General features: G+C 37.7%; 13 protein-coding genes. 4 read left to right on the top strand and 9 right to left on the bottom strand.

Going from position 1 to position 26,250, the window contains the following annotated elements:
* Positions 1 to 3,218: ImpA family metalloprotease (locus AC27G3_RS13075; RefSeq protein ID WP_487122219.1), on the top strand; the 3,218-nt coding region annotated here is incomplete at its 5' end.
* A 328-nt stretch (positions 3,219 to 3,546) separates the two neighbouring features.
* On the opposite strand, the gene AC27G3_RS13070 is transcribed toward AC27G3_RS13075, so the two are convergent.
* Complete coding sequence (locus tag AC27G3_RS13070) at positions 3,547 to 4,452, bottom strand: dihydrodipicolinate synthase family protein (protein WP_487122217.1); 906 nt, start codon at positions 4,450 to 4,452, stop codon at positions 3,547 to 3,549.
* A gap of 16 nt (positions 4,453 to 4,468) precedes the next feature.
* Positions 4,469 to 5,605 (bottom strand): N-acetylglucosamine-6-phosphate deacetylase, encoded by a 1,137-nt coding sequence (nagA, locus tag AC27G3_RS13065; RefSeq protein WP_487122215.1) that lies wholly within the window; start codon positions 5,603 to 5,605, stop codon positions 4,469 to 4,471.
* A 393-nt stretch (positions 5,606 to 5,998) separates the two neighbouring features.
* Here nagA and AC27G3_RS13060 point away from each other — a divergent pair, with 393 nt between their 5' ends.
* On the top strand, positions 5,999 to 6,961 hold the full coding sequence (locus AC27G3_RS13060; protein ID WP_487122213.1) for a DUF4862 family protein: 963 nt from the start codon (positions 5,999 to 6,001) through the stop codon (positions 6,959 to 6,961).
* Between the two features lie 579 nt (positions 6,962 to 7,540).
* Here AC27G3_RS13060 and AC27G3_RS13055 read toward each other — a convergent pair.
* The 7 genes from AC27G3_RS13055 to AC27G3_RS13025 form a co-directional block, all read right to left on the bottom strand.
* Entirely contained in the window at positions 7,541 to 10,525 is a 2,985-nt protein-coding gene (locus AC27G3_RS13055; RefSeq protein ID WP_487122211.1) for an exo-alpha-sialidase, read from the bottom strand.
* 534 nt (positions 10,526 to 11,059) lie between these two features.
* Positions 11,060 to 12,226, bottom strand: a complete 1,167-nt coding sequence (locus AC27G3_RS13050) for a cyclically-permuted mutarotase family protein (RefSeq protein WP_487122209.1) — start codon at positions 12,224 to 12,226, stop codon at positions 11,060 to 11,062.
* Between the two features lie 112 nt (positions 12,227 to 12,338).
* Positions 12,339 to 15,251: a TonB-dependent receptor domain-containing protein gene (locus AC27G3_RS13045; RefSeq protein ID WP_487122207.1), complete on the bottom strand. Its 2,913-nt coding sequence runs from the start codon at positions 15,249 to 15,251 to the stop codon at positions 12,339 to 12,341.
* Positions 15,252 to 16,114: 863 nt separating this feature from the next.
* On the bottom strand, positions 16,115 to 18,142 hold the full coding sequence (locus AC27G3_RS13040) for a methyl-accepting chemotaxis protein (RefSeq protein WP_487122205.1): 2,028 nt from the start codon (positions 18,140 to 18,142) through the stop codon (positions 16,115 to 16,117).
* Between the two features lie 98 nt (positions 18,143 to 18,240).
* Positions 18,241 to 19,329, bottom strand: a complete 1,089-nt coding sequence (locus tag AC27G3_RS13035; protein ID WP_487122203.1) for an ACP S-malonyltransferase — start codon at positions 19,327 to 19,329, stop codon at positions 18,241 to 18,243.
* On the bottom strand, positions 19,329 to 21,581 hold the full coding sequence (locus tag AC27G3_RS13030; RefSeq protein WP_487122201.1) for a dehydrogenase E1 component subunit alpha/beta: 2,253 nt from the start codon (positions 21,579 to 21,581) through the stop codon (positions 19,329 to 19,331). Before AC27G3_RS13030 ends, AC27G3_RS13035 begins: the two co-directional genes overlap by 1 nt.
* 115 nt (positions 21,582 to 21,696) lie before the next feature.
* Positions 21,697 to 22,881 carry an acyl-CoA dehydrogenase gene (locus tag AC27G3_RS13025; RefSeq protein WP_487122199.1) on the bottom strand — a complete coding sequence of 395 codons (1,185 nt, stop codon included), beginning with the start codon at positions 22,879 to 22,881 and terminating at the stop codon, positions 21,697 to 21,699.
* A 177-nt stretch (positions 22,882 to 23,058) separates the two neighbouring features.
* On the opposite strand from AC27G3_RS13025, the gene AC27G3_RS13020 reads away from it, so the two are divergent.
* Positions 23,059 to 23,907, top strand: coding sequence for a LysR family transcriptional regulator (locus AC27G3_RS13020; protein WP_487122197.1), 849 nt, complete (start codon positions 23,059 to 23,061; stop codon positions 23,905 to 23,907).
* 224 nt (positions 23,908 to 24,131) lie between these two features.
* Positions 24,132 to 26,210, top strand: coding sequence for a S9 family peptidase (locus tag AC27G3_RS13015; protein ID WP_487122195.1), 2,079 nt, complete (start codon positions 24,132 to 24,134; stop codon positions 26,208 to 26,210).
* The last annotated feature ends 40 nt before the right edge of the window (positions 26,211 to 26,250 follow it).

The following is a 26,250-nucleotide window of genomic DNA, read 5'->3' as shown; positions in this document are numbered from 1 at the left end:
ATGCTGAGCATACAACAAGCTATAAAATTACCATTTCCGTCATGGCACCGTTGATTGTAAATAGTGCACCGATCATTTCAGGTGTACCTGATGAAGCCATTGTGGAACAAGTTTTTACTTTTACTCCTGTTGCATCAGATGAAGACGAACTTACTTTTAGCGCGATAAAGCTTCCAACATGGTTGATTATTAATAGTACAACAGGGGAACTGACAGGTACGCCTCAATTAGCTGATTTAGGGTTACACTATGATATTGAAATAATGGTAACAGATGGTAAATTATCATCATCTCTACCCATTACCATAAGCGTTGTTAACGCGCGTATATTGCCTACGTTAACAACTCTCTCAGCACAAGCTCGTGCTCAAGAAGTATTTGAATTCACTCTAACATCCCAAAGCGAAGAAAATAGTGTTGTGAGTTACTCTGCCGATGACTTACCTAACTGGCTTGCACTTGATGAAGTAACCGGACAATTATCTGGTACACCCAGCAAGGAAAATGTAGGTGAAACCGTTATTTTAATTAATTTAGATGATGGTATTGCTCAAGGTAGATCAAGTTTCACTATAGAAGTAACTTCAAGTTGGTTAGAACTAGCTATTACAAGCGGAAATGCTTTACTTATTAAAGACAACGATATTATCCTTACGACCATTCGTGAAGAAATTGAAGGTTATAAAAATCGCTTTAGTGAAATAAAAAAACAATTATATAAATCTAAATCAGGCGTTAGTCAGCTAACGGCAATTGATTGGAATCCGACTCATGACTCGGCTATTTTATATGGACAATACCCTTTCAACGATACCGTACTCATTACCAATAGTTTTAATCAAGCAGGTGGAGTCGATCGTGCGCTCCCTATCGCTATTGCTGGTAGTAAAAAAATTGACTCGGGACGTTACCTTGCATTTGGAGGTAATCCTTTTAGAAACGTTAAAAATGATCAGATGGATCAGTTTATACATAATAGTTTTGATTGGTTAATGCAGAAAGATGCCGCAAGTCTTACACAATTCAATGTGGTTTTAGCACAACTTGCTGAAAACTATTGGTTCAAAGATCGCAGTCAGACACGCGCTTGGTTTGATGAGAATAACAAAAACGTTAATTATAACGAGGCTGGCGCTTGTGACGGCGTTAAGCTTGCCAATTGTATTGCCAACAAGCCTGATCTAATTATTATATCTCGTATTACGCGTAGTGATGATGACAAGGCATCGATACTTCAAAGCATTAAAGATGCACTTGCGCAAAATATACCGGTTATCTACATCCAGCATGATGGTGGAATTACAGAGCACGGCAGAGCACTACTGAATATTTTAAATATTACACATGGCCATGATAATTATTGGTGGAAGTTGACTTTATCAGCATTTGACCCGTCAAGCTTAACAAATGCTTTACCTAGTGATATAGCTAAGATAGAAACATTAATAACAAATTTTCAAAATAATTTCTTTAATGTTGATTTATCAAACTGTGGGACTAGAAGTTGTCCTGCTGAGTCAAATGCACAAAGCGAATTTTTTGATGGTGCAACTGCTGTAAATACAGTTTTTAATAATCTTAATAGCCAAAAAATTAATATCTTTGACAGTGAAGATCACCGCTTAAATAAACTATTGATTTTACTAGCCGACAAGTATCGCCAAACGGTTAATTATCCTATGGATAAGTTAACGACTGACACAGTAGAGTTCTTTAAGTCGTTATATGCTGATTACGCTATCTACAATACCCGAGACATTAACCCAACACAGCCAGATATGGGTAACTTTAGTCGTTCTGACTTCAGTCATATTACCCCAGAAAATGCACAGATCGCGTTAATCTCAAAACCATCTTTTCGTTCGGCGGGTGTCTATGCTTTACCTGGACAAACTTTTACCGTGACTCGAACTGATAATAATGTTGCCGATACCAGTATATTTATTAATAGCTTGAGATCATCTGCAACACATTTTTTCAGTGAAAATAAATATAACCGTCCTTATTTATTGCAAAGCAATAGAATCAGCATCAGTCCAGGCGAAACCATTAAGTTTACTTCAAGCTATGGCGGACCCATTCAAATTGGCTTTAGCCAAAAAGATGTTGAAGTGCGCTTTAGTTTCAAAAATATAGGCCGTCATCCGCACTGGCGCACTCCTGCTGACGATATTGTGTTCGCCCAAAAAATGGATCAGGGCGATTATGATTGGGCAGAAATAGCCACTGAAGGCTTTGAAGTGCATTCTAAACTCACCAAGTTACGTTTATCTTTAGCGGGAAGTATTTGGCCTGTCGCCTCAGACTTTGCCAATGCGACTTACCGTTATACCCATAATATGGTGCATGTATTAGCTGGATTTAAAGGCCCTGGCATAGATGTCGTCCCTGAAATACATGACTTTGTCACCGCACGTGGTTTATCTGTTGATACCATAGATATTGTTAAACACATGAATGCTGATCAACCTACGTGTGGTTGGGGTTGTAGTGGTAACCCATACGATGCAGGTTGGAACTTCAGTCCTACGGGGCACGGCGATTTGCATGAGTTAGGTCACGGTATAGAGCGCGGCAGCATGCGATTTGAAGGCTATGGCGGCCACTCAAATACCAACTTTTATTCATACTTCACAAAATCTGTTTATGAAGATGAAACAGGGCAAGCTGCTAGCTGTCAAGATTTACCATTCGAAGCCATGTTTACTTCTTTGCAAGCCAGTAAGCTTAGCGATGATCCAATGGCTTATATGCAAGGTAAAAATGGACTGACAAAAAGCGGGTCTGAACATCATGCACTTTATATTCAGTTAATGATGGCAGCACAAGCAGAAGGCACGATCACCAATGGTTGGTACTTATATCCTCGTATGCATATTTGGGATCGACAAATGTGGCGTTTGGATGACTCAAATGAAAGCTGGGCAACGGGTAAAATAGCAATGGGATTTAATGATTATACTAGAACAGAATTTGTCGCTATGACGACTAATGAACGTCTATTTATTTCTTTATCTGAGATTACCCAGCTAAACTTAACCGACTGGTTTACTATGTATGGTTTTGCATTGAGTGACAAAGCAAAAGCACAAGTCTTGGCTAAAGGGTATAAAATGCTGCCACAGATATTTTATACGTCTACTAGCAATGGTTATTGCACAAGCTTAACTCAAAGTAGTTTACCTGTTGATGGTGCGCAAACCTGGCCAGTTCAGTAACACAGGATTGAATTGCATTGAATCACACCCAAGCAATTATTCCTTCAGAACATCAATAAAGACATAAACTAAGATCCAATAAAAATTGGGTCTAGCTACATTATCAACTAACCTAAAAAATCAACTGTGAGTACCATAATACAAACTAATTTTTATTTAAAAAAAACCATCAACATTGCGTTGATGGTTGTATATCAAAATAAATCAACCTATCACCAGAGAGTAATATCTCATTAGCAAATCAGTTAAACTAATAATATAGGTTATTTACTCCTACACGAACATATGTAAGTACATAATTTTTATTGATAATCTGAGTTCGCAGCGACTAAGGCTTTATATGAGCCATAAAACCTGCATCACGCATTTTAGCAACAACGTCTGCTTTTTCTTTTGAAGACAAAGCGCGAATAGGTAAACGCGGATCTCCAACATCAATACCGTGCAGTTGCATCGCCGCTTTACCTGCTGCAACACCACCATATTGAACGAGTGGACGAATAATACCGATAACCTTATCCATCAAAGCTGTTACTGTTTTTTGATCACCTTTATTAAACGCTTCAATAATATCTAAGTAAAGTGGCGCAGCGTAATTATAAGTACTACCTACAGCACCAATAGCACCTACTGCAAGGCCACCTGGTAAGAACTCATCCACACCAAAAGGAATATCAAACTTGCCATCACATACACGGATACAACGCTGATATTCATAAAAATCACCATGATTAAATTTAATGCCTGCAAGGTTTGGGATTAACTTATCAGCTTTGATAAGAAACTGCTCCATATCAAACATAACGCCCGACATACCTGAATGATAATAATAAAAGGCTTTATTTGGAGCAGCCGCTGCAACGGTTGCACAATAATTAACAAGATCATCCACAGTTGCTGGCTTAAAGAAACACGGCGCGATCACTGAGGTACCAAAAATTTCGAGACTTTCAGCATGTTTAGTTAGCTCTAACGTATCAACAATGGACAAAGCACCTGTATGTACGGTAATGCTTAGTCTACCTTTAGCAGCGCTCACCCAGCGTTCAGCAACACTTTTACGTTCAGCCACAGAACAATTGAGGCCTTCACCTGTTGTTCCGCAAATATAGACTCCTTCAACACCTTGTTTTATCAATAAATTAGCAATATCGTCAATAACGGTAAGGTTAACCTCTCCATTTTTATCAAATGGAGTGTGAGGAGCGGAGATTAATCCGGTAAGTTTTTTCATTATAATCCTCTTTAAATTAAATTATTTTTTTTCCGCCAATCCATGTTTGGTTAACATGTAAAATAGAATTTTCACCGTATTCAAGTACGGTAAAATCTGCATTAGTCCCTATCGATAGCAGAGTATTTTCTGCTGTGAGTCCTAAAAAGTCGGCAGGATATAAACTGGCCATTCTTAAGGCTTCTTCTAGTGAAACTCCTAACATTAACCGAGCGTTATTAACCGCAGTAATCATGTTTAACGCCGAGCCAGCTAGTTGTCCCGTTTGACTGGTTAGTTTATCCCCTGATAATGATATTTTATGTCCATCAAACTCTATCGCTACTTGATCACTACCTATAGTTGACATTGAATCTGTTACTAACATCATCTTGCCAGTTTTCTTAGCTTGGTTTGCCAACTTTGCTGTCGCAGGGTGGACATGATGACCATCTAAAATCAAGCCACACCAGCTGACTTCATCAAGCAGTGCCGCCCCAACCATATTTGGTTCACGAGAAGTCAACTGAGACATAGCATTAAACAAATGAGTAAAGCCCACTGCTCCTGCATTTAACGCAGCTTGAATAATTTCAAAACTAGCATTCGAATGCCCTAAGCATACTTTTACCTTGTGCTCAGTTAAGTATTTAATCTGCGTTGTACTTACATTTTCAGGAGCTAAAGTGACAATTTTTTCACCCAGATCATTACGACAATAAATATCTATTTCTTGTTGAGATAATTCTCGAATGTGATCACTACTATGTATGCCTTTCTTAGGTACACTTATATGTGGTCCTTCAAAGTGCACCCCCACTATGCCAGGTAATTTTTCTTTCACCGCTAGAGCGATCGAATCAACCGCCTTACTAATGGTTTTTAGATCGCTAGTGATTAACGTGGGTAATAATCCGGTTGAGCCATAACGGCTATGTGCTGACACCATGCCATTAAGCGCAGTTAAACTCGTATCGTGATTAAATAAATAGCCACCACCACCATTAACTTGTACATCAATAAAGCCAGGAGTTAATAAGCCTGCAACCTTAACTTCTTTTGCACCTTTTATCGTTTCAAAAGAAACAACTTTGCCTTCAGAAAAGCTTATCGCCTGGTTTTTTATAATGTTTTTACCGTCAAACATTCTCTCTGCTATAACTGTGGTTACCATGTACCCTCTACTTCAATAAAAACGCTATTTTTACAAATAATTCCAATATGCAAAGCGTAATTATTTGCCCATCGCAACTACAAGCACACCATCAACCTGTTATACCAATATACCATTTGATTTTTTATTGTCAAAGTTAAAATGCAACATTTAGCCAGATAACAATAAAAAGCAGCTTTAATTACCCAATTATAAAGTGGTTATGTAGTATCTATTCATATAAACCTTCCCATCATTAAGACGAGTGATAGCAATAATCTAAAAATAACTACTTTGATTTACATCAGTTAAACATTGTAATCGTATAATTAAAATTCATTGCAAGCCAATAAACACAATGGTATAACAGGTACACCAGTATACCTGTTATTATTTGCAACAAGGCAACATTGAATGAAATATATTATTGGCGCTTATGCCACAGCCCCTTCAACCGAACAATGGCAACAAGAGTTAGAAACACAGTATTACCAAAAGCTTAAATCAATAAAAAACATTGCTGGCTTGGAGCACCCCTTTGTAGGGAAACTCCACCCTATTGATGATGATTGGTTTTTACAAAATATTGATAAAGATTGGCAGTTTATTTTTACTTCAATACCTGGTGTTATGGGTAACCTTTCCAATAACCCTTACTTTGGTATTGCTTCAAACAATGAAGAAGGCAGGCAAGCAGCTTTGGCATTTTATAAACAAGCACAACAAGCAATATTAAAGTTAAATAACTACTTAGATAAACAAGCTGTTAGTTTTATCAAAATACATACTGCACCTAAAATTACTAGTAGTGTGCACTCGTCTATTGATGCATTAAAAGCATCTCTCGCCACATTGCAATCTTGGGATTGGTATGGAGCCAAACTTGTTATTGAGCACTGTGATGCCAACATTCCAGGACAAGAAGCTGAAAAAGGCTTTATGTTATTAGAAGATGAAATTACCGCCATTACCCACGTTAATAACCACTTTAAAAGTGATATAGGCATTAGTATCAACTGGGGGCGTAGTGCAATAGAAGCACGTAGTACAATCGGCCCAGTAAAGCATATTAAACAAGCTTATCGTAGCGGTTTACTAAAAGGCATAATATTCTCTGGCGCTTCTGGAGAAGCAGGCCCTTACGGTCAATGGAAAGATACCCACATGCCACCATCACAAGCTTTTAATATACCAAATTTTGCTGAAAACTCAGCATTAACTATCTCTCAAATTGAAAACTCATTACAGCAATGCCATTACGATCAACTTGATTTTATTGGTGGAAAGATTTCTCTGAGCCCTAATCAAGCGACGGTTACTAAACGAATTTCATATATAAAGAGTTTAATCACCTTGTTAGATAAAGTGATTATTTAAATCCTACCTTTAAGCGAAATAAGATAATAAAGCCTTTGACAACGTCGAATAACTTCAGTTAATTGTATTAGGCTTTTTGTCAGACCTACTTCCCTTTCTGATTGAAAATGCTTAGCTGTCTTCATTCCCCTTAGCAATCATTGACGTGATTACTGTTAAAGTAAACGTTGTAACCTATTAATATGTCAATCATTTTACTTTACAAGTGGCGATATTTTACCGTTCACTTACAGTAACAATAAACAATTGTGACCTCTACTCATGCCCTCTTAGTTTATTTGCTTATTCGCTCTTTGAATCAGTATTAGCAATAAAGTTATAAGCAATACAATTAAAAGGGTTACCGTCACATATTGAACGGTAACCCTTTTTTATAATATCCATTTATCGGAAAGTTTGCCTATAAGTCAATGCTAAACGTAAATTTACATTCTGGCTGCTTATCTTCCTACTCTGCAGGGAGTAACCAGCGTTTTGGTAAACTGACTTTCTCAGTAATTGGCTTAAATCAACCCGAAAGATAAATAGGGAAAATGCAAAGTGATGACTGAATTCCCTTCATTTATTTTGGCTGACCGATTAAGGAGTAACATTAATTGTAATATCTTCAATTTCACCATAAGTAATATTGCCACATGATGTTGGTGCGCCTGTATTTACATTACCTACCACTTCTGTTTTAAAGATCACTCTCAAGCGTACTTTACCTAAGATTGCATCGGCAGGCACAATGACACCACTAGAGAACTGGTAAGTCGCTTGATTATATGTTTCTGACTGCCAATCCAATAACTGCTCACCACTATCTAAGAAATCACCATCATGATTAAAGTCGGCAAATATGCTGACAAACTTTCGATCATCGCTGATGTTTGTAGTGGTCAATATAACTCGGCTTGTAGAGCCTTGATTAACATAGATTGCTGGCTCACTTTGATCGTCATAACCTAGCTTAGATGTATGATTATCTAACAACACTGCACCACTACCTTTATTGGCAATGATTTGCATACGACTAATGCCACCATCAGCCACACTCGGCTTTTGTGAAGGTAAACAATATTGAAGAGGCTGAGCAATAGCTGTAATTGAACTCTCACTCGACTCAGTAGAACCACCAGGGTTATGGGCACTTACTTTATAATAATAAGTAATACCAGAGCTCGTTGAATTATCTAGGTAGCTTGTTTTGTTTGCGACAACACGACCAACAACTTCAAAGCCTGTTCCTGGCGCAGTTGAGCGCAGAATATCAAAGCCTGCTTCAGTTAATGACTGATCACTCCATGTTAAACGCATGCCTGTATTTTCTTCTTGAATGGCCAAATTAATTGGCGCTACAGGGACCGTTGGCTTGATATAACTATCCGTACCAGAAGACAGCCAATCTAAGCTAAATTCAGCAAAATGAAGATCGAACTTGCCTGCTTGCGTTTCATAAAGTACACCAATATTACCATTTTTTAAAACCGTTAATGTTGTGTAATCACCATTTAACGCATACAACTGCTTGGAAGTAGTCCAGTTTTCACCTTCATCAGTACTTAAGTAAACACTTAGATTACGTCTTGGTGCAGTTGCTACTGTTGCATTTGAAAACAGTAATCTATCTTTATCAGCACCTTCACTCTTCAATGTATATCTAATAAGATCTGCGTTGTTTTTAGGGTCAACTAACTCGGTATCTGCAGTGCCAGTTGTCCAGTTAATTCCTGCATCACTCGATTTCGACGTAAACCTGTAACCACCAGTTCTTCTCATGTTCATTAACAAGTCACCATTGATTAACTCAACAACTTTAGACTCGTCACCTGCATTAGTGTTTGGTGTGTTTTTCTCAATATTCCAACTATAACCACCGTCGTCACTGTACACATAATGATTAGTTAACGCTCTTGAACTACTTCTTCTTGAGGTGACAACAGCAATCAAACGGCCAGAAGCAGTTTGATTTATACTACCTGACGTCAACCAAGACATATACCAGCCTGATGGATAAAAATCGTTTGATAGATCAACAGGGTTACTCCATGTTAGTCCATCATCCTTACTTCTTACCATTTGTATACGAGCAGGGTTTGTTGGGCTAGATCCAAAGATCCCGTTATGTGTTAAGAATAAAGCAACCACATCACCCGTTATTTTATCAGTAATAATGGCGGGATCAGAAGCACCTTCATTACCAAAGTCAGCTACGGTAATATTTTCAGACCACGTTTTACCATTATCTGTACTGCGTTTAATAACAATATCAATATTGGTACCAGTATCTTGTATATCTCTATTAGTAAAACGCTCATCAATAGCCGCAATCAATGTCCCTTTTAAGGTTGTCGTTATTGCAGGGATTCGATAAATAGGTTGCGAGGCTTGTGACTCCCATAATGTTGAACTATTCAACAAAATTACACGCGGAGTAGCCGCTGTACTTTCAGTTAATGGCAATGTAGTCGAGCCAATAGAAAAATCGCTAATTTTGGCACTAATCGTATCCCCTTCTAGTGCTTGTGACGCAATATCATAGGTAACCACAAATTGGTTATTACCCGCTTGTAAGAGCTGGCTACCAGATACCGTGATCTCTCCTACCGATGGTGAGGCCGTTCCAAAAAGAGTTTTATTCTTTAAATCAGCTGAGCTACCAGTGTAATAAACCTTAACATTACTTACATTCGTAATATTAGTATTATCCATGTTAAACGTGACTGATGAAACACTAAGCTCGCCCGGGCTTGGATGATTTACTTTAAAGCCGCTTACCGCTTCATCACTATTGCCACGACCCGCAGGGATTGGCAAACTATCTTCTACTTGATAAGTAATACTCTCTATTGGATCACTGGTAGGTGTAATAACTTTAGCTCCGCCAGCAAGTGTACCAACATGATTGCTATTAGAAACATCAGCAACTTGATTAACATTAACGTTTTCAAAATCCCAAGCTGCTAGAAGGTCTTGCTCCGTGCCAATAACGGTTGCCGACATATCAGCAGTCAATTCAGCTGCGGTCATCGCTTTTGACCATACGCGCACATTATCCATTGCGCCATTATAATAAGAATCTGACGCAGCCCCCTTACCTAGTATTAAGTTAACATTATTACTAAAGTCAGCGGTTGAAATTGAGCTTAATGTTCTGCTAGTTTGCTGAACACCATCAATATAAATGTTTGAGGTTGCAGATACTCTATCTACAACAAAAGCAACATGATGCCACGAGCCATCACTAATGCTAGCTGCACTATAACCTGGACCAGAGTTATCCACAGTACTTTGTAAGTTCAAACCAAGTGCGCCATTACTATCTCGAGTAAAAAGTTCATAACCTACGCCATTAGATGATCTTTTATTTAAAACGCGAGAATAGCTACCAATAACCGATGAATTAACTTGTGCGGTTATGGTGAAGCTTTTAGAAGGGTCGATATTAAGGTCATTGTGACTTGCCACCGACATATAAGCATCAGTGCCATTTAATAGTAAATAATTGTTTGCTTCTGCATTGGAGGTAAACAACAAGGTAGTCATTGTTACCATCGAAAGAGCTTGAAATTTTGATTTCATATTATTTTTCTCATTTAATATAAGAACATTTTTGTTCTTAGTGCATTGAATAATCCTTTCTTATTCTTTTATTCTCCTTATTTATTCAGTAGATAGCTTTAAGTAGCTAATGAACCTCCCAGCCCCTCAACCTATTAACCCATCATACCAGCACTATAAAAACATACGCACAGAAAATACACAAGCTCTTTTTGGTATAACAGGTCAACAGGAGGTTAGTGCAAAGTGAGTTTATAGAGCAAGCTAATGCTTTTATTTGTAAACTCAAATATAAAATTGAAAAAGGATAATTTAGAAGAGTTTTGATTTTTTCAATGAGTAATGTAGATAATGAACGAGTTAAAAACCTTCGATCAGTACTAACTTTTTACTAGAGAATTAGATTGTATTTTCCCTTTAATGTAAGCCGATTAGTGCTAGCCTTGCACTACAATGATAATTGTTCAAAATGACTATAGTTCATATAGAGGAAAAGCTGCATAACAGCCTAGAGTTATTAATTATTATTTTTTGAGATTTAAATCTTACGTATTTCTATTTAGCTAGCGAGCCAATATATACATTAGGTGTACGAATAACAGGTTTTACTTCGCCTGATATCCAGAAAACTTTATCTTCTTTCTGGCTAACTGTAAGCGGTCCTGCCCCTCCATAAAAAGGCACTTTACTTGTTAATGCTCGCCAAGAATTTTTCTCGATATCATAAATAAGTTGCTGGCGACTAAAGTTAACCTCGGCTTCACTTAAACTAAAATAACTTTGCTTAAAAGCTTGTAACTTATCACCTTTAGTACTAGTTAACTGTAAAATGGCATCATTAAATATGGACCTATTCACACCACCCAGTAATACAACTTTGTTATGACTAAACTTTGCAGCCCCGCCACCAGCTACAGAAAATGGACGTTCAAAAAGCATTATATCTGCTAATTTTTTCCACTGAGCTTGATGATAATTATAGGCGTAAGCATCTGTTAAGACGTAATTATCTTTGCCTGCACTCAGGTTTAACCCACCAAAAATATAAAAGCTACCTTGATGGCTAATAGAAGGAAAATCACTCCTGGCTACCCCTGGTAAAGGTGGAGCCATTTTTTTATCAATACAGGATTCACTGCTAATAGAATACTTACAAAGTTGATTGCTTAATTGGCCATTTTGCATACCTGCAAACAGATATAAATGTTCATCATGCCATGCAGCTCCACCTGAATCCCAAGTAAAAGGTAATGTTGCGAGTAATTCTGTTTTAGGTTTCTTAGCTGCATCAAGTGATAATTTAATAATACTATCAAAACTTTTCTCATTATTTTTTCCGCCAACTAAATAAAGGTTATTGTTAACGACAACCGTCGCACCATGTCCAACTTTTATTGGCAAATGCCCGCGAGAAACCAACTTAAGTTGGTTAGCTACAAGTTCAAAGACAAAAATATCTGAATAAAACTGCTTTTTTCCTTGCTCAAAAAAAGGGTGTCCTTTGGGAAAATTTGCACCACCGGCAACGATTAAATAATCACCTAAAAAAGCACTGTAAGCCGCAGATACCCCAATAGATTGAGAAAAACCTTCTGGTTGTGGCAATTGTGCTGCTTTTTGCCAACTAATACTTGTGTATTTAACTGTTACATCGTCAGTGTTAGCACTAACGGACAGGCTGCAAAGTAAAGTACACAAAAACATAAAATGAGTAAACTTCAAAGGTAACTCCCTAGTAAGTCGTATAAAACAATAAAACCCAATCAAATTGATCAGGCTTTATTAATTCATTGTTAATACCAATCTATTGGTTTAAACAATATTGATACTTTAATTAAAAGGTTAGTTTTAATCCAGCAAAGAATGTGCGACCTATAACATCATAAGCTCTTGGTTCTGTGTTAGTACCGATTGCAGCACCACGGACCAAAATATCAGGCTGTTCATCAAGCAAGTTATTTGAACCAACATAAACGTTAAACGCATCATTGATTTGGTAGCTAGCTCTGATATCCACGTAAGTTACTGCATCCATAGTATTTAAATCTTCAGTAAAACCACCATTATCGGCATCAAGGTACGCTTCAGTTTCACTGCGATAGGTTAACTGAGCAAAAAGATTCAAATCTTCAACAATATCATAGGAAGCATTAAACGTTAGGCTCATATCTGGGTATTGTGGACGACCTGCAAACTCTTCAACACCACCAACCGTTTCTTGCGTGTAATCACCTAAGAGGTTAGCATTAAAGTTAAGCGATAACTCATCAATTGGTGAATACGCAACCTCAATATCGATACCATTAGTAGAGATGGTATCAGCGTTAATCGGCGTTGATGTTAAGAATAATATTGGGCCATTATTTACATCACGAACAAGGTTGTTACCACATGTAGCATCAAACGAACTAGGATCAACATCATGACAACGCTCAACAAAAGTTGGCGCACTTACTGTAGCAATACCATCTTCAATTTCAATATCATAGTAATCAAGTGATATAGATAAGTTATCCAGTGGGGTAAATACCGCACCTATTGTCATTGAATTAGTTGTTTCTTCTTGCAACTCTTCAGAGCCCGTTTGAGTGACTTGAGTATTATTGAGCTCAGAACCTTCTAAGATATAATTGCCACCATTTGCAGCCATACGCTGAGCAATAGCAGGAATTGACGCACAGTTAATATCAATATTGCTAGTACCAGTGTTGCTAGTATTATTACAAGCATCTGTCGTTGTTGAGCCCGTAGTTGTTGCACCAGATGCAAATAAATCACTGATGTTTGGTGCTCGCACTGAACTTGATTGACTAGCACGTAGGCGAACCCATTCATTAATTGGCGCATCAAGACCTAAGCGGTAGGTAAAAGTAGTTCCAACCGTAGAGTAATTAGCAACACGACCCGCTAAACTTACATTTAACCAATCAGCAACCGGCACATATAACTCACCAAATGCTTCAACAACATCAAATTCACCTTTGATTTTCTGAACGCTTGGGCCACGAGCTAAACCCATTTGACGGAAACTATCTGGCGTTTCTTGTGCTTCCTCTTTTCTGTATTCAACACCCGCCGCGAAGCTCATGTTGTCTTGACCAATTGCAAAATCAAGCTCACCTGAAAGCACACTAGTTATTACCGTTTGCTCAACTTTACCTATTTGGCTTGCATCAATTTGGATATAGTCCATGGCTGCTTGTGAAAAGCCAACAATACCAGCTTGACCAGCTAAACTGTCTGTTGTGCTAAATGGATTTACTGGTACACAGCCTTCAATACGTGCCAATTCATTAGCACACTGATAACCCCCATTTCCGTCGGCTTCAATAGTCACCGCTTCACGCATGTTAGGTAAGAATGTTTCACCTGTCATGACATACGAAGAATTGGTAACACCATAAGTCCCGCTAGTTTTCCATTCCATATCGTTATCAAGAAAGTAGCTATAACTACCCGCAACTCGGAAAGTATCACGACTATTATTAACACCACGCTCACCAAATTCCCACAACCTTCTATTGGTTGCAACATTAGAAAGATTTGTATCACCACCATTAGCCGTCATTGCTGCCAATAGCTGACTCCCCGCACTACTACCAACAAAATACGGGCTAGTCGCTACATCAATCGGGTTTGTACCACCGGCACCCGTTCTAAATAAGTTACCATTTACATCAATTGGTGCTTCTTCTATAGCAGTAGATGCCGTTGTCGATACATAGTTAAGCTCAAACTCTGCAATCGATTTTTCTGATATATCAAATGTTATTCCAGAAGCAATAGTAAAACGCTCATACGGGGTTACAATGGTACGGCCATCATGTTGATTATCATAATCGGTTGCACCTAAACGGTTATAGTCATTATCAAGTAAAGGTTGATTAGTATTAAATGAGTCGCCATTACCAAAAATTTTAACATCGCCATAACCTAAATAAGCACCGTCAACATGGCTAGGGCCATTTCTTACGGCCATAGAGTCACTAAGACCGTCTCCCGTAGTATCAAGGAATCTTAATTCATTAGCAGCAAAATCTCTGTCTCTTGACATAAGTACATTTTGTTTAGCAAATGCAGTTGAAACCCAAGCATTACCTGAATTAAAGTTTTTACCATAGGTTAAATCAATATTAGTTTTTTCAGCACCTTTATCTGCTGTAGAACCCATAGCGTTCACTTCAAACCCTTCAAATTCTTTTTTAGTGATAATGTTAATTACACCAGCAATAGCGTCTGAACCGTAAATAGCAGATTGGCCTCCTGTTAATACATCAACACGATCAATAATAGCCGTAGGGATAGAGTTTAAATCAACGCCATAACCATTGTTTGCCGAAACACCTGAAACATAACGACGACCATTAACTAATACAAGCGTCCTTTCTGCTCCTAAGTTACGTAAAGCTGCTGTTGCAACACCAATATCACCCGCGCCCCCACCAACAGATACATTACCTGATGAACCATTCATTGCTGATGTAACTGATGGTACTTTACTTAATGCATCACCAATAGAAATTGCACCAATACCTTCAATAGCTTCCTTTCCAATTTCAGTAATAGGGGATTCAGATGTTTTATTGGCACTACCTTTAAAAATATTTGATCCTGTCACTACAATGCGTTCGACATCTCTTTCTTCTGTAGGTACGGCTTCTTCTGCCGCCATAATCGAAGAACTAAGTAATGTAGCAATACACACTGATAAAGCCGTGCGACGAAATTTTTTTTGATTATTATTCATAATTTCCCTCTCTAAATTTTAATTTTAATTTTAATTTTTTAACTATTACAACTTCAACTTCATTTTGAACTGATCAACACCTAAATCACAATGTTATGCAGTCAACCTATCATACCAGTATACATCTGGCAACATTAAAAAACATAAACAAGGGTGTTAATTACAAAATAAGTGACTAAAACTCAGGTGAATTGATGAAAATATTTTTCATCAAGATGAAGGAGTGTTGATAAATGATTGTTAAGTAGGTAATTAATTTATGATTGTGTAACAAGGCAATTACTAACCAGGTGGGAAACATTGATTTAATATTAAATTTCATCTACAAAAGAAATCAAAATTATGAGTAATAATGTACAATAACTAGCCGTTAAATTGGTCCGTCCGTATAATATTTAAATAATGCTATCTCGCTTTGTGCCCCAAAGCGCCATAGAATCATAAATTTTTAGTCGCTAAAATCATATTAACCGAACGTCCGCTTTTGGTGTATTAAATCAAATTAGAATTTTTGACTTTATAGATTTATGATGAAACTTAGAACAATTTCCTTATCTAATGCAAGGATGATTTGTATCGGTTCAAATGTCGCTAGATAAGCCAAGGCTAATGTCCGCTTTCGTATCAAAGTCGACCTTGGTAATAGTGCCGTTAATGTCTACTTTGTTACAGTTACAGCCTCATTAATCAACTTACGTTTTTGATGACTCTCGATAAAATTTCAGCTTAATTAAGAACTTTTTTATCGATTCTATGGGTCTACAGAATCAAAAATGGCTATTCATATTAATGAATAGCCACAGTTTGGACTTAATAGTTCCCGATTTAATGCCACTTTATTTATAAAGATTAAACGTTGAGGGCTACTCCTCCACCCTAAAAGCACCAATAGCAGCTTTTAATTTAAGAGCCAGTTCAGCGACTTGTGTACTATCACTTAAGGTAGACGCCGACATTTCACTACTTTGCTGACTAAAGTCTACCACCGCTTCAATGCTGCTATTGATATCACTACTTAAGTTATTTTGTTGTGTTGCCGATTGTGAGATATCACTACTCATTTCGTGCATTTCTTCTATCGCTTGTGTGATAAACAATAAGGTTTCTAGTAGTTTTTTCGTGTTATCTTGACAATTATTCGCTTCATTTTTTCCTTGCTCGATTTCATTAGCCGCTTTGTCTGTTTGGTTTTGCAGTGACTCAACCATGGTTTGAATTTCACTGGCAGAGTCTTGGGTTCTATTTGCCAACGACCTCACTTCATCCGCTACTACGGCAAAACCTCTACCTGCCTCTCCAGCACGCGCTGCTTCAATGGCTGCGTTTAATGCTAATAAGTTAGTTTGCTCAGAAATACTGCGAATTACTGATAAAATACTACTAATGTTTACCGATTCTTTTTGCAGGCCTGTCATAACACTGGTGGTATTATCAAGCATACTTGCTAGCGATTGCATACCCTCGTTAGTTAGGTTAGCTGTATTTTTAAGCTCATTACTTTGGTTGAGGGCATTAGTCATTTTCCCTTCTGCACTATTTGCTTGTGATAAAATATGCCCGGCACTTTGACCCAGTTCAAACGTTTGGGTATTTACATCTTCAATCGTATTTTTTTGTAAGGATAACGTATGGGTTACTTGAGCGATTTTATCGCTCGATTGCTCAGCTGCATTGGTAAGTAGTTGAGTATTTTCATTAATATTACCAATGAGTTTGCGTAAATCATCAACCACTAAATTAACGTTTTTAGAAAGTTCACCAAATTCATCTTCAGCATTAACTTTTAAATGTTGTGATAAATCTCCCTCTGCGATATGTGCTAAAACACTATTAATATCTTTTAATGGTCCGATCATTGCGGTAATGGTTTTAATTGCTATACCAACCCCAGCAGCAAAAACAATGAGAAAAAGAATTATGCTAGTTAAATGACCTTGCTCTACATTGTCAAAAATATCACGCTGCGAATTAGCTAAATTACTGTCAACCTCTTGCAAGAATATATCGATTGCAGCAATCGCTTCACTCATATATTGCTCTGAACTAACAAAGCTTTGGTTGAGTAATTCTTTTTGTTCAAGTTGATGAATTTTAAGGTCAAAGAGATTATTATCTCCTTGTAACATAGCTTTAGAGCGGTTGAACTCTTCAATAAACTGCTCAATTAAACCATCGGTATCATAGGTTTCACCAAGAGTTGATAAATAAGAAATTAACTGTACTATGTTATCAATACCAAAGTTGATAGTTTCTTGAGACTCAGCTACCACATCAATATTATCAATACTAATAATGGTTTTACTCGCATCTATTAGATTAAATAAATATCCTTCTATTTGACTCGCCGAACCGACAATTCGGTCAATTTCTTGTTGGTTTTCTGGATCTTCTAAATAAGATAAGTCACCTAATAACGCACTGGCTTCATCTAAAACGTTATAAAGTAATGCTTGTTGTTTTTCTAATTCTTCATGGCTGTTTAACTCGTTAACACGATAGCCAAACATCTGGTTAACTGACTCGGTATAATTTCCGTAGGCGGTAGAGAATTTATTCAAATCCCCTGCTCTTGAAAAGTCTTTAAGCTGTTGGTTGATAAGTTTATTGTTATCAACCAGAACATCACCTTGCTTTTGGAAGTCTTGTTTTAAAATATCACTCGCTTCTACTGTTTTTAACGTTGAAATTAGCGCGGACGATTTAGCTTGTTTTAGGAGTTGTTTTTGAACGGTATTTGAGTGTTTTAAAATAGGGATTGCAAAATCTTCAACCTTTAACGCTGAAGATTCTATATCGCTTAAGATACTGATGGTGGCAATACTCGAACATAGGAGAAACAGTAAAATAACTGAAAAACCAATAATAACTTTATGAGCGACTTTAAAAACCATTCTGTTTACCTACACAACTAATGAATTTTTAGAATAACACTTTAATTAAATATTTAGAAGTTAGTTGATAAAATCGTTAACTTAGCCTTTATAATCAGTTAAACAACCTGTTTCCTTTGCTCTGCCAAGCCCATAGCAAGAATAAAAGGGTCTTCTTTTTGCAGTCTAATAAAATCACTTTTACACTTCATGTTCAGCCAATGTTGATTAATTAAACTTTGTGCGACTGCGCCGCCTAATGTAGCGCCAGGGCCTAAAATTATAATCTTATCTGGTGCGTATTCCTTAACCGCAACTTCAATGGCTTTAGTAAAATTATAAGGTGCGATAACCTGTGTAGATAAAGTGTAATCGTATAAAGCTTGGGTATTTGTACTGTGAGGTTGCCAAATTTGTCCTAGTCCATCAATTAGCGGTATTGACGGTTTATTAAATAGATCAGGCAATAATAACGATTGCGCTTTTTTTGCGGTATCAGTAAGCAGTGGCGTATGAAAAGCCGCATGGTTAAATAAATTCATCGGGTATCTGTCTTGCACCACAGGCAATAATTGCTCTAACGCTTTTAAACCAGATTTATTACCACCAAAAACTAGGTAACCCCCTAAATTAATTGAAATATACACTTCATTGTTTTCAGCTTGATTAGCTTGAATCAACCATTGCTCAATGTTACTAACGACTTGGTTGTCAGTACACCAATTTTCATCCGTTATCGGGTAAATCATCTGACCACCGATAACACCATCACTCATCATTGAGCCCATGGTGTTGATCAACTCAATGGCAGCTTGTTCATTTAAAGCACCGGCTACCGCTAATGCAATATACCAGCCCATTGAATTACCCGTTACTGCAACGATATCGAATTCATCTTTATTAATAGCTTGATAATCGCCCATTGCGCAGGCATAAATTAACGCTGAAGCATTTTCACCAGCGGTGTGCAGACGCATGTTGTATTGCGCCATAGCATCTAATTCAGTAACGCTAGGTTGATTTTGTTCAGTTCTGTAATTATCTATAACCTTTATTAGCTCAGGTTTATTACTGTGTAATCGCTTTAAATAGCCTAACTCTTCTTTATTGTAAGTACCGCGACCAGGACAAATAACCACCGCTCTTTTTTTAATTGCTTGGTTTGCTTGAATTGGTTGAGCCGATTGAGTTGAGTTTTTAGTCGTCATTATTTACTCTCCTTACCCACTAAAGTTATCGCGGTATCAACAATTTCTTGTGTAGATGGTAGTACATGATAAGCAGCAGCCCCTAATGGAATAAAGCTATCTTGTGCTGTGATGCGCTTGGTATTAATCATTTGTTTATTATTATGCGATTGCGCTTCAGTAAGCAGAGTGACCAATGCTTCACTGATAGATCCTGTTTGACGACATTCATCAACAATTAAAATATTTTTACATGCCAAAGCTTGTTCAATAATGCCCTTTTCATCTAAAGGGGCTAACCAACGTAAATCAATAATTCGACATTTTATGCCTTGTTGGGCTAATACTTTTTCAGCCTGTCTAGAAAGGTAATAGCCATTACCGTAGGAGATAATACAAAGGTCATCTCCACTGCCAAACGTTGATATTTGCATGGTCGACTCAACCACTTTTTCAGCAGGTAACTCATAATGTGAAGTCCACTCACCGTCGCCTTCTTCGTATAAGTCTTTCGTCATATAAAGCGCTATCGGTTCTAAAAACACCACTAACCTTTGTTGCTCTCGAGCAAGTTTTACACTCGTGCGCATCATGCTCACTGCATCTGCGCCATTTGACGGGCATGCCATAATTAATCCAGGGATGTCACGAAAAACGGCGAATGAGTTATCGTTATGAAAATGACCACCAAAACCTTTTTGATATGCAAGTCCAGCGACACGAATAACCATAGGGTTACTGAATTGGCCATTCGAAAAAAACGGTAGTGTTGCCGCTTCTCCGCGAATTTGATCTTCTGCATTGTGCACATAAGCGAGAAACTGAATTTCAGGAATAGGTAAAAAGCCATTATGTGCCATGCCTATAGCTAGGCCTAGGATTGATTGTTCATCTAGCAAGGTGTTAATAACCCTGTTTTGTCCAAATCGCTCACTAAGTTTTGCGGTTACATTATACACTCCGCCTTTTTTGGCGATGTCTTCACCGCACATAATAATGTTTTTATTTTCAGCCATTAAATCCATTAACGCCCAATTGAGTAATTTGGCGCAATGTTGTTTCTTATCAAGGTTATGTTTCTCATGAGTAAACAATTTAGCTCTTTCTTGCTCGTCTACATTTTGATGATGTTGTGCGGCAATTTTTTCTAATAACCATGGCGGCTTGATACTCGCCATCACTTGCTGAGAATTTTCCAGTTTTGCTTTAGTGATAACTTGCTGCGCGACACAGGCAATACGCTGTTCAATATCTTGATAAAGCCTTATAACTTCATCGGCTGTTAAAATATTGTTTTCAATTAGAATACGTGCGCTATGCAGCAGGGGATCATTAAACTCAGTAGCAGTTATGTCTTTCATTTTGCGATAAACAAACTCTGCATCTGAACCTGCATGACCTAAAATTCTTACCGTTCTCATGTGCAAGAACACGGGTTTTCTTTGCACACGCGCTAGCTTTTCTGCTTGTTGAGCTTTTTGATAGGTGTCGAGTAGATTTAAGCCATCGCAATAAATGTAATTCAGTTCAGCTCGATGTTGATAGTTAGCAGTAATCCACCCTTTAGGTGTTGAAGTAGAAATACCTATACCGTTATCTTCACAAATATAAACAATAGGCATAGGAATGGACTGATAAGCCGCCCAAGCTGTTGAATTTAAAGCCCCCTGTGTCGTTGAATGGTTAGAGGATGCGTCGCCAAAATTACAAACGACTATGCTATCTTCTGGCATATTCTGTGAAAATTCATCGGTTAAGGAAAGTCGTTTCGCTAATGGAATACTATAAGCTGCTCCCATTGCTTTAGGTAAATGAGACGCTATGGTGCTCGTTTGTGGAGGAATATTAAGTGCCTTAGAACCCAGCACTTTATGCCGCCCTCCTGATGTTGGATCTTCACTTGAGGCAGCAAACGATAATAACATGTCATAAATAGGTGTTTGACCGGGCACTTGCTTACTACGTTGGATCATAAAAGCGCCACTGCGATAATGCAAAAATACCATATCAGTAGGTCTAAATACCTTAGCATAAGCAGCATTACCTTCGTGTCCAGAACTACCGATGGTGTAAAAGCTTTGCCCTTGCTTTTGCATGATGCGAGATTGTAAATCAAGATGACGGCTCATGACTTGTGTTTCAAATAAATCTATAACGTCACTATCGCTTAAACCAACCTCTTGAGGTGTCAACTCAACCGTCGACGCTGGTAAATTGTTGGTGCTAACAAAGTTGATAAAATTATCTCTTACCAATTGATTACGATCTGACATGATTTCTCCACAAAGAAGCTATTGCGATTAATGAGATAAAGCGAATTAACATCATTAAGATGGGCGTTAATTCGCTAGATTGACTTACTTTAATATGATGCTAGTGAATGTAAGCTTAGTAAAATGCTTGAATGCCCGTTTGTGCGCGCCCTAAGATCAAAGCGTGCACGTCGTGGGTACCTTCATAAGTATTAACGGCTTCTAAATTCATTACATGGCGTATCACATGAAACTCATCACTAATACCGTTACCACCGTGCATGTCTCGTGCAGTACGAGCTATTTCAAGAGCTTTGCCACAGGAATTACGTTTAATTAAAGAGATAGCTTCCGGCGCTAGCGTTCCGGCATCCATTAAGCGACCAACTTGTAAACAAGAAAATAACCCCGTTGTTATATCGGTTTGCATATCAGCTAATTTTTTCTGAATAAGCTGAGTAGACGCAAGTGGTTTGCCAAATTGTTCACGATCAAGTGTATATTGACGAGCTGCATGCCAACAGAATTCTGCCGCGCCTAATGCGCCCCAGGCAATGCCATAACGCGCTTTATTTAAACAACCAAATGGCCCTGATAAACCTTTAGCGTTCGGTAACATCTGATCACTCGGCACAAATACATTATCCATAACAATTTCACCGGTTATAGAGGCACGAAGTGAGAATTTTCCTTCAATTTTAGGTGCGCTTAGCCCTTCCATACCTTTATCAAGAATAAACCCTCGAATAACACCATCAAGTTTTGCCCAAACGACAAAAACATCAGCAACAGGCGAATTAGTAATCCACATTTTGGTGCCCGTTAAACGATAACCACCATCAACTGAAACTGCCTTAGTTAACATACTGGCAGGATCAGATCCTGAATTAGGTTCAGTCAAACCAAAACAACCAATGTATTCACCGGAGGCTAATTTTGGTAAGTACTTCATACGCTGCTCTTCGCTGCCATAAGCATAAATAGGATGCATCACTAATGAAGATTGCACACTCATCGCACTACGGTAGCCACTGTCTACTCGTTCGACTTCACGAGCTACTAAGCCATACACTACGTAATTAACGCCCGCACAACCGTACTTTTCAGGAATAGTTGCACCGAGTAAACCTAACTCGCCTAACTCTTTCATGATTTCAACATCGAATTTTTCATTACGATTTGCTTCTAAAACGCGAGGCATGAGCTTTTCTTGACAATACTGATGAGCACTATCACGAATCATGCGTTCTTCTTCTGTTAATAGTGAATCAAGCGACAAGGGATCTTGCCAATTAAAAGTTGGACGATTTGCGTTAGACATTGTGAGCACCTTAAATTTATCAATAAAATTTTGATTTGAACCAGATAGTATAAAAAACCCACGTAGAGTTAAAATATTAATTATCTTTACTTGGTATAGATTAAAGCTATACCAAGTGCATTAATTAACGTTAGACTAAGAGAAATATTTTACTGGTACTACTTACTTGGATTTTTAATGGACTTACGCAGCCTTAAATATTTTGTCGCTGTTTACGAACAACAAAGTTTCAGCGCCGCAGCAAAGTTATGTTTTATTGCACAGCCATCTATTTCTTCTGCAGTTGCTCAACTAGAAGACAGCCTACATACTCAATTGTTTATTCGATATGCTAGAGGCGTAAAACCGAGTAATACAGGCGAACGATTGTACCCTTTAGCCAAGCAATTACTTGGACAAGCTGATGCAATTAAAACTATTTTTACCGATAAAAATGTCAAGCAGCCTTTTTTTCTTGGTGTAACTAAAGGGCTAGGCGTTGAACGAATGAGTGCTTTGTTAAAGGATTTTACCGCATCGCAAGATTTAATGGAGTTAACGTTAGTGTCACAAAACCAAACTTGTGATGCTCGGATTATTATTAAAGAAGAATTAGATGAAAAAGAGCATTTCATCTCTTTGTGGAAAGAAGATTACAAGCTCGCCCTACCGTATAACCATGTGCTTTCCCTCAAAGAAAATATCACTTTATCTGACCTAGATGGTTTACCTTTTATCCATAGAAACCCTTGTACTGCATGGAATAACTTAAATGACACATTAACCTTAGCGGGGTTTGCTGTGGATATTAGAGCAAAAATACAAACCATTGATTATGCTTTAGGCTTAGTACATGCAGGGTTAGGCTGCGCTCTTGTTCCTGCTCATCCTGAAGTGTTAAATAAGTCAGAAATTGTTTTTCGTGAAATTGAAGGACTTCAGTTAATGCGTGAAATTGTTTTTGCTTATCAACAATCATCCACGGTTATTGAAACATTAAAAGGGCAAGTCATGATCCATCGACAACAATTAGGAGCGGTTAATTAATCAGTCAAATTGACGACTAATCAACCAACTTATCAATAACAATACGACACAACCTGATGAGTAATGCTTAATTGTTACAAAAGTTGAGAATATTCTAATGAACAACTAGACAATGTTTCGTACTTTATATGCTACACTGTACAAGGGTTTGTGGATTCTAAACGGGTTAATTATAAAAATTCACCGTCGCTAACCCATTTGATTAAAAGAAACGGAGATTAATCATGTACAACGTTCGATTATTTGGGCTGTTTATCGCCTTAATTTGTAATTTTACACTGGCAGAAGAAACAACTTCTGTTGATAAAGAAACGATAAAAAAAGCAGTTAATACTAGCGCCGTAAACACTAATTCCCCTGTTCCAGAAAAACCTCAAGAAAGCGCGCAAGTTATTACACAAGAAAGCAAAGTAGAAAACAATTCAGAAAGCACTCAAGTCGTTGCGCCAGAAAATAAAGTAGAAAGCGCCCAAGCCGTTGCACAAGAAAATAAACGATTTACCGCGAGTGATTTTTTTCAAACAACCAGTATTTTTGGCTCTTCACTTAATCATGACGGCAGTGCTGTACTGGTTAGTAGTGATGAATCAGGTGTCTTTAATCTTTATCAATACCCCATTGATGGCAGTGCACCTATTCAATTAAGCCAATCAAATAAAGACAGTCTTTTTGCCCAAAGTTGGTTTCCAAACGACGGTCGATTACTTTATTCTGCCGATCAAGAAGGTAACGAACTTAACCATATTTATGTACGAGAAATTGATGGATCAGTTAAAGATTTAACGCCAACAAAAACACCAGAAGATAAACTAAAAGCGTCTTTTATTTCTTGGCACCAAGATAACACTGCCTTTTTTATTATCACTAACGAAAGAGATAACAAAACATTCGATCTCTATCGTTATGCGACAGGCGGTTATCAACGAGAGCTAATTTATCAAAATATTAATAACTACTCTGTCGGTGATGTTAGCCCTGATGGCCGCTGGTTAAGCTTAAGTCATTCGGTTTCCAATGCTGATGCCAATATTTATTTAGTTGATTTAAATAGTGAAGAAAAAACGGCTCAATTAGTGACCGAGCATCAAGGGAATGTTAGTCATCGCTCTTATACTTTTACTCCTGATAGCCAAGAACTTATTTATTCATCAAATGAAACCAGTGAATTTGCTCAAGCGTGGCGTTTAAACATTGAAAGCGGCGAGAAATCAGTATTTTATGCAACAAACTGGGATGTTTCGTTTGTGCGTTACTCAACCGATGGGCGTTATTGCGTTATTGGCACGAATCAAGATGCCAAAACTAAAATTAAAGTCATCAGTTTATTTGATAAAAAGCGCTTTGTGATACCTCAAATGCCAAAAGGCACTATTAGAGGCATTAACTTTTCAAGAGACAGCTCTACCATGGTGTTTTATATCAATGCTGACAATTCTCCTTCAAATTTATACAGTTACAAAATAGGCGAGCCTAGCATTATACAGTTAAGCAACACATTAAACCCTAAAATTAGTACTGACGATTTAGTTATTAGCAAAGTAAAACGTTTTAAAAGTTTTGATCAGTTAAAAGTACCGGGCCTGTTGTATCAACCTAAAATGGCAACTAGCACTAATAAAGTACCCGCTTTAATTTGGGTGCATGGTGGCCCCGGTGGACAGTCAACACAAGGTTACCGAGCAGCTATTCAGCATTTAGTTAATCAAGGCTATGCAATATTTGCCGTAAACAACCGAGGCTCATCAGGTTACGGTAAAACGTTTTTTCATTTAGATGACAAAAAACACGGTGAAGATGATCTTCAAGACATTGTTTATGGCAAGAAATATCTACAAACTTTAGATTGGATTGATGGCGATCGCATCGGCATTATTGGTGGTAGTTATGGTGGCTACATGACCATGGCAGGAATGGCATTTACCGACGAATTTAAAGTGGGTATCGATATTTTTGGGGTTACCAATTGGGAACGTACTTTAAATAGCATACCGCCTTGGTGGGAAAGCTTTAAAAAAGCGTTATACGATGAAATGGGCGATCCGGCAACCGATGCTGAGCGTCACAGAAGAATATCACCGTTATTCCATGCAAAAAATATTACTAAACCAGTACTTATTGTGCAAGGAGCTAACGACCCTCGTGTATTACAGATTGAAAGTGACGAAATGGTAAGTGAAATACGCAAAAACAATGTGCCAGTAGACTACCTACTTTTTAGTGACGAAGGCCATGGTTTTACTAAAAAGGCTAATCGTATCAAAGCTTCTGATGCGTATGTCACTTTCTTAAATAAATATTTATAGAATAAGTACTTAATATAAATCCATCGCTCAAATAAGTTCA

It is taken from the genome of Colwellia sp. SU-HH01217, from assembly GCF_057543495.1.
Note: the sequence above shows the minus strand (reverse complement) of the source record. Positions and strands in the feature narration are given on the sequence as shown.

Excerpts from the sequence above, each read along its gene's own strand:
- AC27G3_RS13015 (WP_487122195.1), top strand. The coding sequence starts at position 24,132 with ATGTACAACGTTCGATTATTTGGGCTGTTTATCGCCTTAATTTGTAAT.
- AC27G3_RS13040 (WP_487122205.1), bottom strand. The coding sequence starts at position 18,142 with ATGGTTTTTAAAGTCGCTCATAAAGTTATTATTGGTTTTTCAGTTATT.
- AC27G3_RS13025 (WP_487122199.1), bottom strand. The coding sequence starts at position 22,881 with ATGTCTAACGCAAATCGTCCAACTTTTAATTGGCAAGATCCCTTGTCG.
- AC27G3_RS13030 (WP_487122201.1), bottom strand. The coding sequence starts at position 21,581 with ATGTCAGATCGTAATCAATTGGTAAGAGATAATTTTATCAACTTTGTT.
- AC27G3_RS13035 (WP_487122203.1), bottom strand. The coding sequence starts at position 19,329 with ATGACGACTAAAAACTCAACTCAATCGGCTCAACCAATTCAAGCAAAC.
- nagA (WP_487122215.1), bottom strand. The coding sequence starts at position 5,605 with ATGGTAACCACAGTTATAGCAGAGAGAATGTTTGACGGTAAAAACATT.
- AC27G3_RS13060 (WP_487122213.1), top strand. The coding sequence starts at position 5,999 with ATGAAATATATTATTGGCGCTTATGCCACAGCCCCTTCAACCGAACAA.
- AC27G3_RS13070 (WP_487122217.1), bottom strand. The coding sequence starts at position 4,452 with ATGAAAAAACTTACCGGATTAATCTCCGCTCCTCACACTCCATTTGAT.
- AC27G3_RS13045 (WP_487122207.1), bottom strand. The coding sequence starts at position 15,251 with ATGAATAATAATCAAAAAAAATTTCGTCGCACGGCTTTATCAGTGTGT.
- AC27G3_RS13055 (WP_487122211.1), bottom strand. The coding sequence starts at position 10,525 with ATGAAATCAAAATTTCAAGCTCTTTCGATGGTAACAATGACTACCTTG.
- AC27G3_RS13020 (WP_487122197.1), top strand. The coding sequence starts at position 23,059 with ATGGACTTACGCAGCCTTAAATATTTTGTCGCTGTTTACGAACAACAA.